Source organism: Kineococcus arenarius subsp. arenarius (genome assembly GCF_050871845.1).
Lineage (GTDB): Bacteria > Actinomycetota > Actinomycetes > Actinomycetales > Kineococcaceae > Kineococcus.
Map to the genome: position 1 here is coordinate 21,566 of NZ_JBJLSE010000013.1, position 18,790 is coordinate 40,355.

Sequence of the window (18,790 nt, forward strand, 5' to 3'; positions counted from 1 at the left end):
GGTGCGCAGGGCGCCGGATCGCGGTGCCGCGGACGGGGTGGTCGTGCGCATGGCGTTCCTCTCGGGGTGTCGGGGATCGAGGGTCCAGGGGTCCACGGGTGCGGGGGCCGGGACCCGGCCCGGAGGGTTCAGCAGTTCGAGCACACGGCGTCGGGTGACGGTGCGACCGCCCAGGACATCCGGTGCACCTGCGCTCCGGAGGTCGCCTGCTCGTCGATGTCGTGGACCACGTCCCCGCCCACCAGGGTGAGGTCGACGGGGACCTCGTGGAACTGCTCCACGGGGACGCGCAGGGCACCCTCGTCGTCGAGCACTCGTTCACCGAGGACGCAGACGTCGCCCACCTTGCCCCTCTCCAAGGAGCCCTTCCAGTCCTCGGCGTGGTCCTGCCAGGCACCGGCGGTGGTGAACGCCCGCAAGGCGTCGTGGAAGCCGATGCGCTGCTCGGGGCCGGAGACGGCCCCGGAGGCTCCTCGGCGCAGCAGGGCGCCCTGCAGGCCGAGGCGCCAGTCGGGTGACACGTTCGGCGAGTCGGAGGAGACCGCCACGACCACACCGGCGGCGAGCGCCGTCGCCAGCGGAACCTGGTAGGCGGCCCTCTCGGGCCCGACCACCTCCGGCTGGCTGTCCGCGATGAGGCTCTTGATCGCGGGGTTGAAGTTCACGCCCAGCCCGTGCTCGGCGAGCAGGTCGAGGGTTTCCGGCCGGGCGAAGTCGCCGTGGATGACGTAGTGGCGCAGGTGCGCCCCGGAACCGTCCGACAGCGCCGAGGCGCAGGCGGCGGCGACGGCGTCGATCGCGGCGTCGCCCGTGGCGTGCGTGCCCACCTGCCAGCCGGCCTCGTGGACGAGGCGGACCATGGCGGTGAGCTCGGCGACCTTGCCGGCGGCGTCCTCCCCGACCGTCACGAGGTTGCCGCGCCCCCCGCCGACGTACTCCTCGCGCATGAACGCGGTCCGGCTGGCGATGGGCACCCCGTCCGCGCGCAGCTTCACCCCGCGCACGGCGAACAGCCGCGGGTCGACGTCCACGGCCGGGCGGTAGGCGGCCAGCAGCTCGCGCACCTGGTCCGTGCTCACCGGGTAGGTGTCGTCCGGTCGGCTGAGCAGGGCGGTGACCCGCAGCGGCAGGGACGCCTCCCGGGCCATCTCCGCGTACAGCGAGCGCGTCAGGTCCCCGATGCCCGGTTCGGTGCAGCTGGTGATCCCCAGGCGCGACACGGCGGCCGCGGCGTCCTCGATCGCGGCCCGCTGCTCCTCCCGGGTGAAGGCCGGCACCTGCGAGTTCACCAGGGCCATGGCCGTCTCCTGCAGCACACCGGTCGGCCGGCCCCGTCGAGGACCACGACCCCGCCGGCGGGCACCGGGGTGCTCGCGGTCACGCCCGCCAGCTCCAGCCCCCTGGAGTTCACCCACAGCTGGTGGTTCGACCAGTCGAGGAGGACGACGGGGTTGTCGGGCGCCACCGCATCGAGGTCCTGCCGGGTGGGTGCGCGCCCCTCGGTGAAGAGGTCCTCGTTCCAGCCCTTGCCCCGGATCCACGCGCCCGGTCCCGCCTGCGCGACGGCCGCGGCGACGGCCGCTGCGACAGCGGTGATCGTGCCTCCGGCCGCCTCGCCGACGTCGATCGTGCGCGGGGGCATGGCCAGGCCGGTGCGCAGGAGGTGCAGGTGCGAGTCGTTGATGCCGGGCACCGCCGTGCGCCCCCGCAGGTCGACGACCCGGGTGCGCCGGCCCACCCACCGCCGCGCCGACGCGTCGTCGCCGACGTGGACGACGACGCCGTCGCGCACGGCGAGCGCCGTCGCGATCGTGTCGCAGCCGTCGAGAGTGACGACCTGGCCGTTGATCAGGACGGTGTCCGCCTGGCGGCGTCCGCGCCGACCGGTGCCGGCGCTCGCGGGGGCCGCGCCGGCCAGCGCCGCGGCTCCCGCTGCGGCACCGGTCGCGGCGCCGAGGAGGAGGCGTCGCGTCGGGCCCGTCACGGGGTGGGTGGTGCGGTGCTTCGCGCGGTCGCGGTGCGGCACGGTTCCTCCTGAGGGGCAGGGGTGGTGGGTGGGAGGAGCGGTGGGTCAGGCGGTGAAGGGGCGGCCGGTGATCCGGTCGCTGATCTTGCAGCAGCAGGCCCCGGCGCCCAGGCAGTCCGCCCCGTGCCGGCCGCTCATGGCCACGGCGGCGGCGTTCGCCGCACCGCCGGTCCCGCTCGTCGCGCCGGCGGCGGAGGCGTCGTGCACGACGACCCCGCCGAGCACCGTGGCGGCCACGGTCATCCCGGGCAGGTCGTGGGCGTCGACGCCGAGGAGGTCGCCGTCGAGCACGCAGAGGTCGGCGACCATCCCGCGCTGCAGGGTGCCCTTCCACCCCTCGGCGTGATCCTGCCAGGCGGGGGTGCGGGTGTAGGAGGTCAGCGCCTCCAGGCGGCTGATCGCCTGCTCGGGGCCGGTGACGCCGCCGTACATCCCCTCGCGGGTCTCCGCTCCGAAGACGCCGACGAGCCAGTCGGGCATCGTCACCGGCGCATCGGAGGCGCTGGAGACGCGGACGCCCGCGTCCAGGGCGCTGCGGTAGGGGGCCTGCCAGGCGGTGCGCTCCGGCCCGAGGACGCTCTCGACGCTGTCCCCCAGCAGGTGCTTGATGGACGCGTTCATGTTCGCGCCGATGTCGTGACGCGCCATCGTGCGCAGCGTCGCCTCCGGCGCGAGGTCGGCGTGGATGACGTAGTGGCGCAGGTCGCTGCGGCGCCGCCCGCGGCCGGTGGCGGCGAGGTAGGCGGCGACGACCGCGTCGATCGTGGCGTCGCCGGTGGCGTGCGTGCCGACCTGCATCCCCGCGGCGATCGCCACGGCGATGATCTCGTTCAGCTCGCCGACCTGCTCCTCGATCGTGGCTCCGTCCACGGTGAGCGAGCCGTGGGTGCCGTCGAGGTAGGGGTCGTGCAGCCAGGCCGTCCTGGCGGCGGTGGGGATGCCGTCGCCGAACACCTTGACGCCGGCGACCCGCAGCAACTGCTCGTCGACGCCCTCGAGCGGGGAGAAGGCGTCGAGCGTCGAGCGCAACCCCGCCGCGTTCGGACCGGCGCTGAGCAGCGCGGTGATCCGCACCCCGAGGCGCCCGGCGGCGGCCTCGGCGGCGTACACGGCGAGGGTGTCCAGCCCGATGCCCGGCTCGGTGATGCTGGTGATGCCGCGCTGGTGCAGCAGCGCCGTGCCCGCCTCGACGCTCTCGGCGATCTCCTGCGCTGAGAACGGCGGGACGACCGCTCGCACGAGGTTCTGCGCCCCCTCGCGCAGCACTCCGGTGGGCTCACCGTCCGCGTCCTTCTCGATGACGCCGCCGGGTGGCGGCACCGTGTCGCGCGTGATGCCGGCCAGTCGCAGCGCCGCGGTGTTCACGCTGGTGGCGTGGAAGGAGAAGTCGGTGAGCACGACGGGGTGGTCGCCGGAGACGGGGTCGAGGTCCGAGGCGCGCGGCGGGCGCGGCAGGCGGTTGTCGTTCCAGCCCTGCCCGCGGATCCAGGCCGCCGGGTCCGTGGTCGCGGCCACCGCGTCGCGCACCACGGCGACCAGTTCCTCGATCGTCGCGGTGTCGACCGGGTACGAGTACGGCGGCAGGTTCAGGCTCAGCGAGTTCAGGTGCAGGTGCGAGTCGTTGATGCCGGGCAGGACGGTTCCCCCGGTGGCGTCGAGCACCTGGGTGCGGCGACCGGTCAGGCGCTTGACGTCCCGCGCCGAGCCGACCGCGATGATCCGGCCGCCGCGCACGGCGACCGCTTCGGCGGTGCGGCAGCGCTCGTCCATCACGAGCACCTTCCCACCCACGACGACGAGGTCGGCGGGACCGGAACCGGCAGCCGCCGCGGCGGGCACCGTCGAGCCTGCGACGGCGACCCCGGTGGCGCCGGCGCTCGCACTGATCAGAGTTCGACGACTGAGGTGGGGCACGGAGGACTCCTGTGGGCGGTGGCAGGACCCGGTCGACCGGTGCGGTCGCCCCCGGGATGAGGGTGGGGTTCGAGGAAACCAGCGACTCACGTGCGGCACATCCGTACGAATACCGAGGAGAACAGGCCGCGCACCGTGTGAACCTTGTCAGTTCACAGCCGCGGGCGTACCGTCACCGCCACCGCCGAGCGAGTTCGAGGAGCTTCATGGACGCCGCGGCCCTGGCTGTCGCAGCCGAGATCGGCGCGCTGACCGCTTCGGAACGGGGCAGCGGGGTGGCGGACCGGGCGCTGGAACTGCTCAGCCACCTGGTTCCCAGCGATGCCTCTGCCCTGCAAGTGGTCGAGGGGCCGTTCACGTCCTTCCTCGCCACGCACGGGGACCTGCGTCACGTCGGCGCCGCCTCCGCGGACGAGTTCCTGCGCGACCCGAACCTGCCGCGCGTGGTGGGCGCGGAACTCCCCTTGTCGCTGTCCACGGACCCGGGGAACTCGTTCCGCGAGGGCACCTTCTTCCGCAGGTACCTGGAGCCCGCCGGCTTCCGGGACGGGGTTTCCGTGCACCTCGGAGTCGGTGGTTCCACGTTGGGGTTCCTGCACCTGTCGGCGACGCAGGAGGTCTTCGGGCACCGGGAGCGGACGGTCCTCGCCGCGCTGCGGCCGGTGCTGGCCGGGTGGCTGCACCGGGAGCGCAGCACCTCAGGGCTCTCGGACCGCCTGCCGGCCGGTGCGTGCGCAGCGGTCGTCGTCGGCGGTCGCGTCGAGGAGCTGGCCGGGCGCGACCTGCCGCCCTTCCTGGGCGAACGGGGGTTCCGCCGGGTGCTCGAGCAGTGCGGGTCCTCCAGCGAGCGACGGCTCACCGCCTGGTGGGACGACGGCCGGCAGTGGTACCGGTTCGTCGTCGAACCGCTGCACCACGACGACCGCCGCAGGGGCGGGCACGTACCGCTGCTGGTGCACGCCGTCGCAGGCCCCCTGCCGGCCGGTTTGACGCGCCGCGAGGTGGACGTGCTGACGTGCCTGGCCCTGGGCATGGACAACGCGTCCATCGCTCAGGTGCTGGGCGTCTCCCTGCGGACCGTGCACTCGCACGTCGAGGGCGTGCGCCGCAGGACGGGCAGCGCGAGCCGGCTGGAGGCGGCGGCCTACGCCCACCGCGAAGGAGTGCTGCACCCGCTGCGGCAACTCCCGGGCGGCGGGGTGGACAGGCTCTCGCACCGCCGGTGAGCGCACCGGGCAGCCGCTCGGCGCGTCGGGGGCGCCGGCCGGGTTCAGGCGGCGACCAGGGGGATCGCCGCCATCACGAGCATGCTGGCGGCCATGCCGCTGCTGCACACGCTCCGCACGAGCGGGTCGCGGCCGGCCACGGCGACGGCCGCGGGCCCCGGGACGCACCGGCGCACGGCCAGCGCGAACCACGCTGCCGCCACGACGAGCGCGACGGCTGCGGTGTCCCCGGGCACGGAGTGGACGTGAGCACCGGAGGGCGGCGCCGCCTCGGCGGTCGTGCTGCTCCCGGAACCCTCCTCGGGCCCCAGCACCAGCAGCAGGACCGCCATCGCGAGGAGCTCGAGCGCGGTCGCGGGCGAGCGCCCGCCACGGCGGGCGCGTGCGGCGCCGGCCCACGCGGCGGCGAACGTCCCCAGGACGACGGCGAGCCAGGCGGCGAAGGGGACGGCCCTGCTGCTCCCGGCGAGCAGCCCGGGGAGCATCGCCACGGTCATCACGAGGTGCGGCCAGCGCTCGTGGCGGTGGGCCACCACCGCCACGAGCGCCAGCACGACACCGAGCACCGCCACGGCGAGGTGGACGTGGTGCAGCACCCCGCCGTGGCCCGTCACGGCACCGGGGTGGTCGTGGCGGCCGTGCCCTCCTCCGCGGGCCGGGGCGGCCGGGCCGCGGCCGCGGCACCCGCACCGAACGCCACCACCACCGACGCCAGCAGCACCAGGGCGAGCGTGGTCGATCCGCCGATGAGGGTGGTGAAGTTCGACAGCACGGCCACCAGGACGCCGAGGAGCCCCAGGCCCCCCAGGGCGGGGGCGATCTTCGTGTTCCAGGCGCGCCGGTCCACGCCGGTGCGGGCGAAGAACGCCAGGACCGCGGCGCAGGCCAGCAGCATGAGCACCAAGACGCTCACCGTGGCCAGACCCGACATCCACGTGAACAGGTGGACGACGGGGTCTGCGCCCGCCAGGGCGAACACCGCGAGGACCACGACCGCGGTGACGGTCTGGGCCACCGAACCGTTGTGCGGCGAGCGGTGGCGGTGGTGGGTGCGGCTGAGCAGGTGCGGGAGGGCGCCGACCCGGCCCAGGGCGTAGCAGTACCGCGCGACGGCGTTGTGGAAGGCCAGCAGAGCGGCGAACAGGCTGGTGAAGAGCAGGACGGGCAGGACGTGGTTCCCGAAGCTGCCGAGGTACTGCTCGCTGACCACCCCGATGACGAGGTCGGCGATGTGTTCACCGGCCACCGCCTGCACCTGCGAGGGGCCGACGGCGACGACGACGGCCCAGCTGGCGAAGGCGTAGAAGACCCCGATGAGGACCACCGCCACGTACGTGGCGATCGGAACGGTGCGCTTCGGGTCCCTCGCCTCCTCGCCGTAGATGGCGGTCGCCTCGAAACCGATGAAGGAGGCGATCGCGAACATCAGGGCGATGCCGGGCGAGCCCGACGTGAAGGTGGCGGGCTCGAAGGAGGTCAGCGACGCTCCCTCCGGTCCGCCGCGCAGGAGGACGGCGACGCTGAGGACCGCCACGATCCCGATCTCCAGGACGAGCAGCACGCCGAGGACCTTCGCCCCCAGGTCGATGTTGCGGTAGCCGAGGAGACCGACGACCGCGACGAGGACCGCGGCCCACAGCCACCACGGCAGGTCGGGCCCGCCGTACTGCACGACCAGGCCCTGCAGGGTGGTGGCGGCGAGGCCGTAGATGCCCGCCTGGATGGCGGTGTACGTCAGCAGCGCCAGCCCGGCCGCGCCCAGCCCGGGTGCCCGGCCGAGGCCCCGGGTGACGTAGGCGAAGAAGGCGCCGGTGTCGGTCACGTGCCGGCTCATGGCGGCGTAGCCGACGCTGAACAGCAGCAGCACGACCGCGACGGCGAGGTAGGCCGTGGGGGTGCCGGCGCCGTTGCCGATGGCGAGCATGACCGGCAGGGCACCGCCGATCGCGGTCAGCGGCGCCGCCGAGGCGACGACGAGGAACACGATCCCCGGCACGCCGATGGACCCGCGCAGGCCACCGGGCTGCCGCTCCGGTGCCGCGCCGCGCTCACTCACCGCTGGTCCCGGCGTGGCACGAGGGCGCCGCGGGGGCGCCGGCCGAGGAGGCGCAGTGCGCGCCGGCCGTCGGGGGGACGTCCAAGGTGGGGTTGCGGTCGAAGAACCCCACGGGCTTGAGCTTGAAACCGGTGTAGTCCACCGGCATGATCGGCCAGTCCTCCGGGCGCGGGACGTGCGTGAGCCCGAAGGTGTGCCACACGACGACGTCCTGCCCGTCGATGTCGCGGTCCTGGGCGACGTAGTCCGGCAGGCCAGCGCCCCCGGAGTGCTGGTTCACGAAGTCCCCGGCCGCGTAGCGCTGCGCGGGGTCGTAGCGGGTGACCCACAGGTGTTCGGTGGCGAACTCCGCGCGCTTGCGGATCGGGGAGTCGTCGGCGGCCAGCAGCGTCGGCTGCCCCTCGGGGAACAGGGCGTAGGCCACGGGCTGCCCGAGGGCGTTGCGCCGCTCGGGGTTCGTGATGTGCCAGGCGCGTGCGAGGGAGGGTTCGGCCTTGCGGCGCGCCTCGGACTCCGTGCGCAGCGGGGTGGTGCGGGTGGTGAAGGCGTTGCCGCGCGGGTTGTCCGGTCCGGTCGGCACGCGGCGCACCTCGACCTCCTCGACCCGGTTGGCGTCGCCGTCCACGGCCATGTCGAGGCGGGCGCTGAACAGGTGCTGGTGGTACGGGGCCCCCAGACCCGGCGCGATCTCGGAGGCGTACGGGTACCCCTCGCCCGGGTGGGCGGAGGTGAAGACGATGCCGGTCGCCTTGGCCTCGAACTCGATGGTGCCGTCGAGGTACAGGTACCAGTAGAAGCCGTAGTCGTAGTTGCCGATCGTGGTGAAGAACGACACGACGAGCCGGCGCTGGCGGCGCACTGCGGCCCTGCCGGCCCACAGGTCGGTGTGCTTGAAGAGGATGCCGTAGTCCTCCTCGTGGATGCACACCGCGTTGCGCAGCACCCGGGGGTGTCCGAGCTCGTCGGCGATGACGGCGTCCAGGTAGGTGATGTCGCCGACGCAGTCGCACCCCAGTTCCAGGGCGTTGGCGTAGCGGCCCACCAGGTACTCGCCGGTGTCGAAGTAGTTCTGCCACGAGCGCACCGGGGAGGGGTCCGCGTACGGCACGACCATCTCGGCGATGGAGGCGCGGTGGACGATCGGCCGGTCGCGGCCCTGGTCGCGGTCGTGGAAGGAGATCTGGTGCAGCACCAGGCCTTCGCGCGCGTCGAAGCCCACGCGCACCGAGAAGTTCTCCCACTGCAGCAGGTCGCCGTCGAGGGTGAACGAGGGTCCCTCGGGCTGGGTGATCGAGATCGGCTTCTGGCTCGTGCGGTACTCCCCGCGCACCGCCGGGTCGTCGTAGTTCCCCGAACCCTGGGGCACGGGGACGACGCCGAGGTCGACGACCTGGGTCACCTCGCGGGCGATGACGTCGACGTAGCCGACGAGCCCGTCGATCGGGTGCGCCCAGGCGTGGTCCTCGGGGTGGTCCTGGCGGAACGCCAGCCCGCGCAGGATGCGCTTGCCGGACTCGCCCTCGATGTCGTCGAAAACACCGGCCGACAAGGGGGCGACGCGCACGTCGGCGACGTCGAGGTCCCGGGCGGCCAGCGCCGCCAGCCACCGCTCGTCGGTGGCGAGCAACTGCTCGACGAGTTCGAACTCCTCGTCGAGGACGGGCAGCTGGCCGTCGGTCGCCGCGTCGAGGTCGGTCACCGACGTGACCTCACCCTCCCCCTGCGCGGTGAGGACCACGAGCACGTCCTTGGCCTCGACCCTGCCGGTGTCGTGCAGCAGCACCCTGGCGCGCCGGGGCGGGTTCTCGCCCCGCGCCGCGGCTTCGCGCAGTTCCTGCTTCGTCGGCTCGTCGAGACCGACGTAGACGAAGCGGGACGTCTCACGCAGCAGACCGGCGCCGGACACCGCCTCCCGGACGGCGTCGATCTCACCGGCGGTCAGGGAGGACAGCGGGTGCGGACTGCTGGTACCGGGAACCAGGGTGGGGGCGGGCGTGGTCGCCGTCATACGGACCTCCTCGTTGAGTCTCCGAGCGTAGAAGAAACGGTACGCGATGGGTTACGCCGACGGGAAGAACTCGTTACGCGCCTGTTTCGGGCGCCTGTGACCGGGGGACGCTCACAGCTGCGCGAGGAAGCGCTCGAGCGCGGCGAGCTGGCGGTCCGCACCGGGAGCGGCGACTCCCGAGAGCACCAGGATCTGCGCCCCCATGAGCTGCGCCAGGAGCTGGTCGGCCAGGACCCCCTCCTCGGCCGGGGAGGTCACCTCGCCGGCGGCCCGGGCCTCGCGCAGCCAGCCCACGAGGGCGGTGCGCCAGTTCGCCATCGCCCGGCCGTGCACCTGGGCGAGCTGCTCGTCGACGACGGCCCGGCTCCAGGCGGCGATCGCGACACGGGCCTCGTGCAGCTTCAGCTCGTCCAGGGGCAGCACCTCCCGGCAGAAGGCCCGAAGCGCCGTCAGGCCGGAGGCGCCCTGCGCGACCGCGGCGACGCGTTCGTTGGTCTGCTCGTACACGTACTCGTAGGCGGAGCGGATCAGGTCCTCCTTGTCCGCGAAGTAGTGCGTCAGCGCACCGTTGGCGAACCCGGCCTCGCGGGCGATCTCCCGCATGGTCGCGGCGTCCGCGCCGTGGTGCCCGATCAAGCGCCAGGTGGCCTGGATGATCTCGCGGCGGCGAACGGTGTGGTCGACGAGCTTGGGCATGGCTCCCGGTCCGGTCCACGGGCGGCCGGGCGCCGTCCGCTCCCCCAGCCTGCCACGAGGCCGCTGACCGCCCCGCGGGGCGGTCAGCGGCCCGGCGGCCGGCTCAGGCGGTGGGGGCGACGGTGGGTGAGGCGGCGCTGATGACCTGCGGCACCGCGACGGACTTCAGGCCCTCCACCCCGAACTCCAGCCCGTACCCGGAGCCCTTGACGCCGCCGAACGGCACCATGGGGTGCACACCGCCGTGGGCGTTGATCCACACGGTGCCGGCCTGGAGGCGCTCGGCGACGGCACGGGCGGCCGCCGCGTCCGAGGACCACACCGAGGCGCCGAGGCCGACGTCGAGGCGGTTGGCGCTGGTGATCGCGTCCTCCACGTCGCCGTAGCGGATGATCGGCAGCGCGGGGCCGAACTGCTCCTCGTCCACGAGCGGGTCGCCGTCGGTCAGGTCCGCGACGAGGGTGATCGGGAAGAACAGCTCCCCCAGCTCGGTGGCAGGCTTCCCGCCGGTGACGATCCGGCCGCCGCGCTGCTCGGCGTCCTCGACGAGCCGGGCGACGACGTCGAACTGCTGCTTGTTCTGCAGCGGCCCCAGGACGCTGTCCTCGTCCAGGCTCGGGCCCATCGGCATCCTGCGCGACACCTCGGCCAGGGCGTCGACGACCCGCTCGTACAGGGAGTCGTGGACGTAGAGCCGCTTCAGGGCCGCGCACGTCTGGCCGGTGTTGATGAACGCGCCCCAGAACAGGCCCTCGGCGATCGCCTCGGGGTCGGCGTCGGGCAGGACGATCCCGGCGTCGTTCCCGCCGAGCTCCAGGGTGAGCCGGGCCAGGTTGCCGGCGGAGCTCTCGACGATCTTGCGGCCGGTTGCGGTGGAGCCGGTGAACATCACCTTGTCCACGTCCGGGTGGGAGGCCAGGCGCGCACCCACCTCGCGCTCGCCGGAGACGGCGGTGAGCACGCCCTCCGGGAGCTCCTCGTTCAGCAGCGAGACCAGCGCCAGGACGCTGAGCGGGGTGTACTCCGAGGGCTTGACGACCACGGCGTTGCCCATGCGCAGCGCCGGCGCCACCTGCCAGATCGTGATCATCAGCGGCCAGTTCCACGGGCCGATCGCGCCGACGACGCCCACGGGGCGGTAGACGAGCTCCGCGCGGGTGGTCCCGTCGTCGACGACGACCTGCGGCTCGAGCACCGTGGCGGCGGTGGCGCGCAGCCAGGCGGAGCAGGCCCCCACCTCGAAGCGGGCGTTGGGGCCGTTGAGCGGCTTGCCCTGCTCGCGGGCCAGCAGCCGCGCCAGCGGCTCGGCCAGGGCGTCGACCCGGTCGGCCATGCGCAGCAGCGCCTGCGAGCGCTCCTCGTGGCCGCGCGCGGCCCAGCCGGGCTGCGCGGCGCGGGCGGCGGCCACGGCGGCGTCGAGGTCCTCGACGCCCTGGACGGGCGCGTGGCCCAGGACCGCTCCCGTGGCGGGTTCGCGAATCTCCCGGCCGCGCCCCTGCGGGACGGCGACGCGGGCGAGCAGGTCCTCGGCGGTGGTGGCAGGGGTCTCGGTGGCGGTCATGGTGCTCCTTCGCATCCTCGCGGGCTCCCCGGTGAGCGGACCGCGGACGGGCTGCCGCCAGGATCGCCCTGCCGCAGGGCCGTGCGCTTGACCCCGCGCGTGCAGCGCTTGTCCGTGAGCGCACGAACGGTCCCCGACCCGGTGACCCGGCCACCCGCAGCGCAGCACAGTGCCACGAGGTGCACGACCTGCCGCAGCCGTCGAAGGAGACGACCTTGAGCGAAACGACCTCGACCTACGACACCATCGTCGTCGGCGCCGGCTCCGCCGGTTCCGTGATCACCCGGCGCCTCGTCGACGCGGGCCAGCGCGTGCTGCTGCTGGAGGCCGGTGGGGACGACCTGAACCCGGCGATCCACGACGTCGGCCGCGCCGGGGAGCTGTGGCACAGCACCGACGACTGGGACTACTACACGACCCCGCAGGCCCACGCCGCCGGCCGCCGGCTGCACCTGCCGCGCGGCAAGGTGGTCGGCGGATCGCACGCCCTGAACGCCACCATCTACGTGCGCGGGCACGCCTCGGACTACGACGCGTGGGCCGACGCCGGGTGCGAGGGCTGGTCCTGGGCCGACGTCCTGCCCGTGTTCAAGGCGATCGAGGACTACGACGGCGGTGCCAGCGAGGTGCGCGGCAAGGGCGGCCCGCTCGACGTCGTCGGCGGTTACCCGCTGGCGCCGATCCAGAGCTCCATCGTGGAGGCGGCCCAGCAGTGCGGGGTCCCGTTCAACCCGGACTACAACTCCGGCGAGCTGGACGGGGTCTCCCAGCAGCAGATCACCGTTCGCGACGGGCGGCGGCTGACCACCTACACCGCGTACGTGCGCCCGGTGATCGGGTCGGCGGGGCTCGACGTCGTGACCGGCGCGCACGTGCACCGCCTCCTGGTGGAGGGCGGTCGCGTCGTCGGCCTGGAGTACGAGACCGGCGGGGAGGTCGTCCGGCAGCACGCCGGCCGCGTCGTCCTCTCGGCCGGCGCCATCGGCTCCCCCCGCATCCTGCTGCTCAGCGGGATCGGCCCGGCCGCGGAACTGGAGGCCGTGGGGGTGCGCCCGGTGCTGGACCTGCCCGGGGTGGGCAAGAACCTGCACGACCACTTCCTGTCCCCGGTCGTCTTCACCACCACCCGCCGTGAGATCGCCCCGCCCACCGCCGGCTCCTCGGTCACCCAGACCCACCTGTTCGCCCGCAGTCGCCCGGGCCTGGAGGTCCCCGACACCCAGCCGATCCACTTCAGCGTGCCGATGTGCGAGCCGTGGATGCAGGGGCCCGCGACGGGTTTCTCCCTCATGGCCGGCCTGGTGCGCCCGCAGAGCCGGGGCGAGCTGCGCCTGTCCGGCCCCTCCCCCGAGGACGAGCTGCTCATCGACCCGGCGGCGCTGGCCGAGGAGGCCGACCTGGAGGCGCTGGCGTTCTCGGTGCGCCAGTGCCGCGAGATCGGCGCCGCCGACGCGCTGGCCGCGCAGTGGGGTGCGCAGGAGCTCTACCCCGGGCCGGGCGTGCGGACCGACGAGGAGCTGCGCGACTACGTGCGCCGCACCGTGATCACCTACCACCACCAGGTCGGCACCTGCCGGATGGGCGTCGACGACCTCGCCGTCGTGGACCCGGAGCTCGCGGTGCGCGGGCTCGAGGGCCTGCACGTGGCGGACGCCTCGATCATGCCGCGCATCACCTCCGGCAACACGAACGCGCCGAGCATCCTCATCGGCGAGAAGGCCGCGGCCCACCTGGTGGGCTGAGGGTCCGCGAGGCCGGTTCAGCCGCCGTGCAGCGCGCTGCGGGTGCGCGAGGGCGGTTCGCCGTAGGCGGCCTTGTAGGCGTGCGAGAAGTGCGCCGGGTCGGCGAACCCCCACCGGGCGCCGATCGCGGCGACGGGACGCTCGAGCTGCCCGGGGTCGGTCAGGTCGCGCCGGCAGCGTTCCAGCCGGCGCGCCCTGATCCACCCGGAGACGGTCGCCCCCTCGGCGCGGAACAGGGCGTGCAGGTGCCTCGTGGAGACGTGGTGCGCCGCGGCGATGCTCGCCGGGTTCAGCCCGGGGTCGGCCAAGTGCGCCTCGATGTGGTCGTGCACGCGGGCGAGCAGGGCGTGCCGCCGGGCGTCCACGCTGCCGCGCACGTCCAGTTCCGTGGCGACCATCGTGGTCACCAGGTCCAGCGCGTGGGTGCTCAGGCGTGTGCGGGCGGGACCGGGGAGCCGGTCGAGCTGCTCGCCCACGTGCGCGAGGAAGGGCGCCACGACCGCGCCGAGGCCCTGCGCGCCGCTGAACCGCGTCGCCGTCAGCTCGCGCACCCGCTCCGGCGGCAGGCCGAGCAGGGAGTGCGGGAACATGAGGACGACCGCGCGGAAGTCGTCGTCGAACGCCATGGAGTACGGGCGGGAGGTGTCGTACACCGCCAGGTCGCCGGCACCCAGGACGGCCTGGCGGCCCTCCTGCACCAGCAGGCAGCTGCCCTCGAGCTGCACGCTGACCTTGAAGCGTGCGGCTCCCCCCCGCTGCACGAGCGCAGCGGTGCGCTCCACGAGGTGGCGGCGGGCGTCGACCTCGGTCACCTCGACCTTGCCCGCCGCCGTGCGGCGCAGGCGTGCGCGGAAGCGGTCCGGGGCGCTGGTGCTCACCCGCAGCGGGACGAAGGCGGAGGAGACCGCGTCGCTGAAGGCGTCGATGCCCTGCAGCTGCAGGTGGCCACCCCCGCCGGGGCGGGTGCTCGGAGCCGTCGGAGCCACGTGGACCTCCCCCTCCTCGGACGCCGCCACGACGCCGTGGCGATCCGCACGATGCTAACCAGGGCACCCCCGCCGGGCAGCCCCTCGCGCCGGGGCGTTCACCCGAGCGCACCCGTGGCACCACCGCCCCCGCGCCCCAGCGCTGCGGACAGCTCGCCGGCCGCCGCGGTCAGGCGCGCGGCGAGGTGGGCCTCGTCGAGCACGGTGCCGTCGATGTAGACGACCGCGAGGGCGCACGGTTCTTCCAGGTGCGCCGGGACCGGCACCGCGACGGAGCGCAGGCCGGGGATCACCTCGTCGTGGGAGGTCGCCCAGCCGCGGCGGCGCACCGCGGCGACCTCCGCGGCGCGCGCTCCCTCGGCCGCCGCGGGGCGGGCGGCGAGCAGCGCCAGGCCCGGGGCCCCCCGCTGCAGGGGGTGCACGGTCCCCGGCCGCTGGGCGAGGCTCGCCCCGGGGCGCCGCGGTTCCACGCTGGCCAGCGTCACGCAGTCCTCGTCGCGGGCGACCACCGCGAAGGCGGTGACACCCAGGTCCGCCGCGACGGCCTCCAGCACCGGTTCGGCCGCGGTGCGCAGGTCCGGGAGCACCGAGCGCGACAGCACGGCCAGCCCGACGCCGGGGCGGTAGCGCCCGGCCGGGTCCCGGTCGACGAGGCGGTGCGCCTCCAGGGTCCGCAGCAGCCGGTAGGCGATGGAACGGTGCAGCCCGAGACCGGCGGCGACGTCGTCGACGCTCAGGGAGCGGTCGGCCTCGGCGAGCAGCTCCAGGACCCGCAACCCGCGCGACAGCGTCTGCGACAGCGCTCCTTCGACCGCCACGCCCTCCCCCTCGTCGAAACCCGTCGTCGCCGACGACCTTACCGAGACGCCGGCCTTGACGGTTCCCGCGGCCATCCCTACGGTGTGTTCCACATCAGAGTTCACAGTTCTGATATCGAACGCGCCGACGACGGCGCAGGCGGCCACAGAGAGGTGGGCACAGCCCGTGCAGTTCCACCACCACGGATACGTCTCCGGCGACCCGCGCATCCAGCCCGCAGCCGGCGTCGGGCTCGACCGCCCGGACGAGCTGCCCGACGAGGTGGACGTGCTGATCGTCGGGACCGGCCCGGCCGGCATGATCACCGCTGCCCAGCTCTCCCGCTTCCCCGGTGTGGTCACCCGCATCGTCGACCGGCGCGAGGGCCGCCTCGCCATCGGCCAGGCCGACGGCATCCAGGCCCGCAGCGTGGAGACGTTCCAGGCGTTCGGCTTCGCCGACAGGATCACCGCCGAGGCATACCGGATCACCGAGACCGCCTTCTGGAAGCCGGACCGGGACGACCCCGCGCGCATCGTCCGCACCGCGCTGACGCCCGACGACCCCTCGGGCATCAGCGAGTTCCCGCACCTCATCGTCAACCAGGCCCGGGTGCTGGACTACTTCGCCGAGTTCATGGCGCACTCCCCCACCCGGATGCGCCCGGACTACGGCTACGAGTTCAGCGGCCTGCAGGTCCACGAGGACGGCGAGCACCCCGTCGAGGTCACCCTCGTCCACACGGCGGGCGCGCGCGCGGGCCGGACGCGCACCGTCCGGGCCAAGTACGTCGTCGGTGCCGACGGCGCGCGCAGCAAGGTGCGGGCCTCGATCGGCTGCACGCTCGCCGGCGCCGCGGCCAACCACGCCTGGGGCGTCATGGACGCTCTGGCGGTCACCGACTTCCCCGACATCCGGCGCAAGTGCGCCATCCAGTCCGCCACGGGCGGCAGCATCCTGCTCATCCCGCGCGAGGGCGGGCACCTGTTCCGCATGTACGTCGACCTCGGCGAGGTGCCCGAGGGCGGCAGCAGCGCGGTGCGCAGCACCACGATCGAGCAGATCATCGCCACCGCGCAGGAGATCCTGCACCCGTACACCCTCGACGTGCGCGACGTCGCCTGGCACAGCGTCTACGAGGTCGGCCACCGCCTGACGGACCGCTTCGACGACGTCCTTCCCGAGGACGCGGGGACCCGCAGCCCGCGCGTGTTCATCATGGGCGACGCCTGCCACACCCACAGCGCCAAGGCCGGGCAAGGCATGAACGTGTCCATGCAGGACGGTTTCAACCTGGCCTGGAAGCTCGGGCACGTGCTGGAGGGCCGCAGCCCGGAGAGCCTGCTGAGCACCTACTCGGCCGAGCGCCAGGTCGCCGCCCAGGCCCTCATCGACTTCGACCGCGAGTGGTCCACCCTCATGGCCAAGAAGCCCGAGGAGATGGCCGACCCCGGCGAGCTGGAGAGGTACTACGTGCGCACCGCCGAGAACCTCGCCGGCCTCGCGGTCCAGTACGCCCCCTCGCAGCTCGTGGCCGAACCCGTCCACCAGCAGCTCGCGACCGGGTTCCCCGTCGGCAGGCGCTTCAAGTCCGCTCCGGTGGTCCGCGTCTGCGACGGCAACCCCGTCCACCTCGGCCACCACGCCACCGCCGACGGGCGCTGGCGCATCTACGTCTTCGCCGACGCGGCCCGGGCGGGCACCGGCTCGGCCGTCGACCGGCTCGCGCAGTGGCTCAGCACCGCCGCCGGCTCCCCGCTGGCCGCCACCCCCACCGGCGCCGACCTGGACGCGTGGTTCGACGTGAAGGTGGTCTACCAGCAGGCCCACCCGGAGGTCGACACCACCGCCGTCCCGGAGGTGTTCAAGCCCCGGACCGGCCCGTTCCAGCTCATCGACCACGAGAAGGTCTACGCCGCCGACCCGGCGGCGGACGTCTTCGACGTGCGGGGGGTGGACCGCGGCGGTGCCGTCGTGGTCGTGCGCCCGGACCAGTACGTGGCGAACGTGCTGCCGCTGGACGCGCACGCGGAGCTCGCGGCCTACTTCGCGCCGCTGCTGCGCCTACCGGTGGCCGGCGGCGCCTGAACCCGGCGCCGGCTCCGCGGCCGTGTTCACCGCGATGATCTCCTCCTGGTAGGGCGCCACGACGCTCGGGCTGATCCGGCAGTCGAGGAGGAAGACGCCCTCGCGCCCGGAGGCGAGCCACTCCGTCAGGCGTTCCAGGTCCTCCACGGTGCGCGCCACCGCCGCATCGGCACCCACGGCGCGGGCCAGACCGGCGAAGTCCACCTCGGGGATCAGCATCGGCTCGAGCGCCAGGCCCTGCCCGCCGTACAGGCTCACCTCGGCGTTGTACGCGGCGTCGTTCCAGACGACGACCACGCCCCGGCGCACGGTGCGCACGACGCTCTCCAGGTCGGCCAGAGCCATCAGGCAGCCACCGTCGCCCGTCGACAGCACGATCGTGGAGTCCGGGCGGGCTCGCGCCGCACCGATGGCGCTGGCCAGGCCCAGCCCGATCGTCTGGTAGGCGGTGCCGACCATCTGCATGCGGTGCGGAGCCGTGACCGGCCAGTACGAGTTGGCCCAGCCGATGAAGTGACCGCCGTCGGAGACGACCACGCGGTCCTCGGGCAGCACCTCGGCCAGCCGGGTGGCCACGCTGCGGGGATCGAGCCGCCCGTCCGCCGCCACCCCGGAACCCGGGTGCCGGCGGTGCAGCCCCCGCTGCGTCAGCGCGACGGCTGCGGCGCGCCACTCGGGGACCGCGCCCGGCCCGGGGGGCAGGGCGTCGAGCACGGCTCGCACGGCGGCGGTGGCACCGCCCCGGACGAACCGCGTCACCACCGGGTGGGTCGGGCCCTCGGCCTCGTCGATCTGCACCACCCGGGTGCCGGCACCGAAGAGGCGACCGAACCGCGTCGTGAACTGGTTCAGGCCCGCGCCGACGACGAGGACGACGTCCGCCTCGCCCACCAGCGCCATCGCCTCCTCGTCACCGAAACCCCCGGTGACGCCCAGGTCGAAGCACGGGTCGGGGAAGAGGCTGCGCGCCGTCGCGGTGGTGCCCGTGACGGCACGGAGGGCCTGTGCGAGCTCCCCGAGGACGGAACCGGCACCGGCCAGGACCGCGCCGCGCCCGGCCAGCAGGAACGGGCGCCGCGCGGAGGCCAGGTCCGCTGCCGCGGCAGCGGCCGCCGCGCGGTCCACGTCCACCGGCACGGGCAGCCGGAGCGCCGGCAGACCCCCCGCGCCGGGTACCGGGCCCGCCTCGCGCGCCGCGACGTCGTAGGGGATCGCCACGACCACCGGGACGCGCTCGCTCAGGGCGTGCTCCAGCGCCGCGGTCGTCACGGCGATCGCGTCGTCCGGGCCGACGGTGAAGGTGGGCACACCGACGCCCGCGGCGATCGCTCCCTGGTCGACGTCCCACGGTCGTGGTCCCGCGGTCGGCCGGTCGCCCACGACGAGCACGAGGGGTGTTCGCGCCTGCACCGCCTCGGCGAGCGGGGTGACGGCGTTGGTGAAACCCGCGCCGTACGTGGTGGTCGCCACGGCGGTGCGGCCGCTCGCGCGGCAGTAGGCGTCGGCCGCGGCGACGGCGGCCGCCTCGTGGCGGACCGCGGTGAACCGCACCCGCGCGCCGGTGTGCAGGGCGTCGATGAACCGGGCGTTGCCGTTGCCCATCAGGCCGAAGGCCTCGGTGACGTGCGGGGCGAGGGCGTGGGCGACCAGGGCGGAGGTGGTGGACACGTGGACTCCGGGGAACGGTGC

General features: G+C 74.2%; 12 protein-coding genes and 1 pseudogene. 3 read left to right on the forward strand and 10 right to left on the reverse strand.

Annotated elements, in window-relative coordinates; translation table 11 throughout:
• Positions 1-128: 128 nt before the first annotated feature.
• Both ACRYM0_RS05455 and ACRYM0_RS05460 read right to left on the reverse strand, forming a co-directional pair.
• Positions 129-2,026 (reverse strand): annotated as a pseudogene (locus tag ACRYM0_RS05455) (amidohydrolase).
• A 45-nt stretch (positions 2,027-2,071) separates the two neighbouring features.
• Complete coding sequence (locus ACRYM0_RS05460) at positions 2,072-3,940, reverse strand: amidohydrolase (RefSeq protein WP_432502850.1); 1,869 nt, start codon at positions 3,938-3,940, stop codon at positions 2,072-2,074.
• 206 nt (positions 3,941-4,146) lie between these two features.
• Between ACRYM0_RS05460 and ACRYM0_RS05465 the strand changes: the two genes are divergently transcribed.
• On the forward strand, positions 4,147-5,166 hold the full coding sequence (locus ACRYM0_RS05465; protein WP_432502852.1) for a helix-turn-helix transcriptional regulator: 1,020 nt from the start codon (positions 4,147-4,149) through the stop codon (positions 5,164-5,166).
• Between the two features lie 44 nt (positions 5,167-5,210).
• Here the strand turns inward: ACRYM0_RS05465 and ACRYM0_RS05470 are convergent, their stop codons facing one another.
• The 5 genes from ACRYM0_RS05470 to ACRYM0_RS05490 form a co-directional block, all read right to left on the reverse strand.
• Positions 5,211-5,780, reverse strand: a complete 570-nt coding sequence (locus tag ACRYM0_RS05470) for a hypothetical protein (RefSeq protein ID WP_432502855.1) — start codon at positions 5,778-5,780, stop codon at positions 5,211-5,213.
• On the reverse strand, positions 5,777-7,222 hold the full coding sequence (locus ACRYM0_RS05475; RefSeq protein ID WP_432502857.1) for an APC family permease: 1,446 nt from the start codon (positions 7,220-7,222) through the stop codon (positions 5,777-5,779). The genes ACRYM0_RS05470 and ACRYM0_RS05475 overlap by 4 nt, the downstream gene beginning before the upstream one ends.
• Positions 7,215-9,230 carry a primary-amine oxidase gene (locus ACRYM0_RS05480; RefSeq protein ID WP_432502860.1) on the reverse strand — a complete coding sequence of 672 codons (2,016 nt, stop codon included), beginning with the start codon at positions 9,228-9,230 and terminating at the stop codon, positions 7,215-7,217. The genes ACRYM0_RS05475 and ACRYM0_RS05480 overlap by 8 nt, the downstream gene beginning before the upstream one ends.
• Positions 9,231-9,341: 111 nt before the next feature.
• Positions 9,342-9,926 carry a TetR/AcrR family transcriptional regulator gene (locus ACRYM0_RS05485; RefSeq protein ID WP_432502862.1) on the reverse strand — a complete coding sequence of 195 codons (585 nt, stop codon included), beginning with the start codon at positions 9,924-9,926 and terminating at the stop codon, positions 9,342-9,344.
• A gap of 103 nt (positions 9,927-10,029) precedes the next feature.
• Positions 10,030-11,487, reverse strand: coding sequence for an aldehyde dehydrogenase family protein (locus tag ACRYM0_RS05490; RefSeq protein WP_432502864.1), 1,458 nt, complete (start codon positions 11,485-11,487; stop codon positions 10,030-10,032).
• Between the two features lie 215 nt (positions 11,488-11,702).
• Between ACRYM0_RS05490 and ACRYM0_RS05495 the strand changes: the two genes are divergently transcribed.
• Positions 11,703-13,229 carry a GMC family oxidoreductase gene (locus tag ACRYM0_RS05495; protein WP_432502867.1) on the forward strand — a complete coding sequence of 509 codons (1,527 nt, stop codon included), beginning with the start codon at positions 11,703-11,705 and terminating at the stop codon, positions 13,227-13,229.
• 17 nt (positions 13,230-13,246) lie between these two features.
• Here the strand turns inward: ACRYM0_RS05495 and ACRYM0_RS05500 are convergent, their stop codons facing one another.
• Positions 13,247-14,170 (reverse strand): AraC-like ligand-binding domain-containing protein, encoded by a 924-nt coding sequence (locus ACRYM0_RS05500; protein WP_432502944.1) that lies wholly within the window; start codon positions 14,168-14,170, stop codon positions 13,247-13,249.
• Positions 14,171-14,313: 143 nt separating this feature from the next.
• Positions 14,314-15,108 (reverse strand): IclR family transcriptional regulator, encoded by a 795-nt coding sequence (locus ACRYM0_RS05505; RefSeq protein ID WP_432502869.1) that lies wholly within the window; start codon positions 15,106-15,108, stop codon positions 14,314-14,316.
• A 91-nt stretch (positions 15,109-15,199) separates the two neighbouring features.
• Between ACRYM0_RS05505 and ACRYM0_RS05510 the strand changes: the two genes are divergently transcribed.
• Positions 15,200-17,101, forward strand: coding sequence for an FAD-binding monooxygenase (locus ACRYM0_RS05510; protein ID WP_432502871.1), 1,902 nt, complete (start codon positions 15,200-15,202; stop codon positions 17,099-17,101).
• Here the strand turns inward: ACRYM0_RS05510 and ACRYM0_RS05515 are convergent.
• Complete coding sequence (locus ACRYM0_RS05515; protein WP_432502874.1) at positions 17,078-18,769, reverse strand: thiamine pyrophosphate-binding protein; 1,692 nt, start codon at positions 18,767-18,769, stop codon at positions 17,078-17,080. The genes ACRYM0_RS05510 and ACRYM0_RS05515 overlap by 24 nt on opposite strands.
• Positions 18,770-18,790 lie beyond the last annotated feature (21 nt).

Bases quoted from the DNA above. Each gene is read 5' to 3' on its own strand.
- ACRYM0_RS05485 (WP_432502862.1), bottom strand. From the start codon at position 9,926: ATGCCCAAGCTCGTCGACCACACCGTTCGCCGCCGCGAGATCATCCAG.
- ACRYM0_RS05480 (WP_432502860.1), bottom strand. From the start codon at position 9,230: ATGACGGCGACCACGCCCGCCCCCACCCTGGTTCCCGGTACCAGCAGT.
- ACRYM0_RS05490 (WP_432502864.1), bottom strand. From the start codon at position 11,487: ATGACCGCCACCGAGACCCCTGCCACCACCGCCGAGGACCTGCTCGCC.
- ACRYM0_RS05465 (WP_432502852.1), top strand. From the start codon at position 4,147: ATGGACGCCGCGGCCCTGGCTGTCGCAGCCGAGATCGGCGCGCTGACC.
- ACRYM0_RS05505 (WP_432502869.1), bottom strand. From the start codon at position 15,108: ATGGCCGCGGGAACCGTCAAGGCCGGCGTCTCGGTAAGGTCGTCGGCG.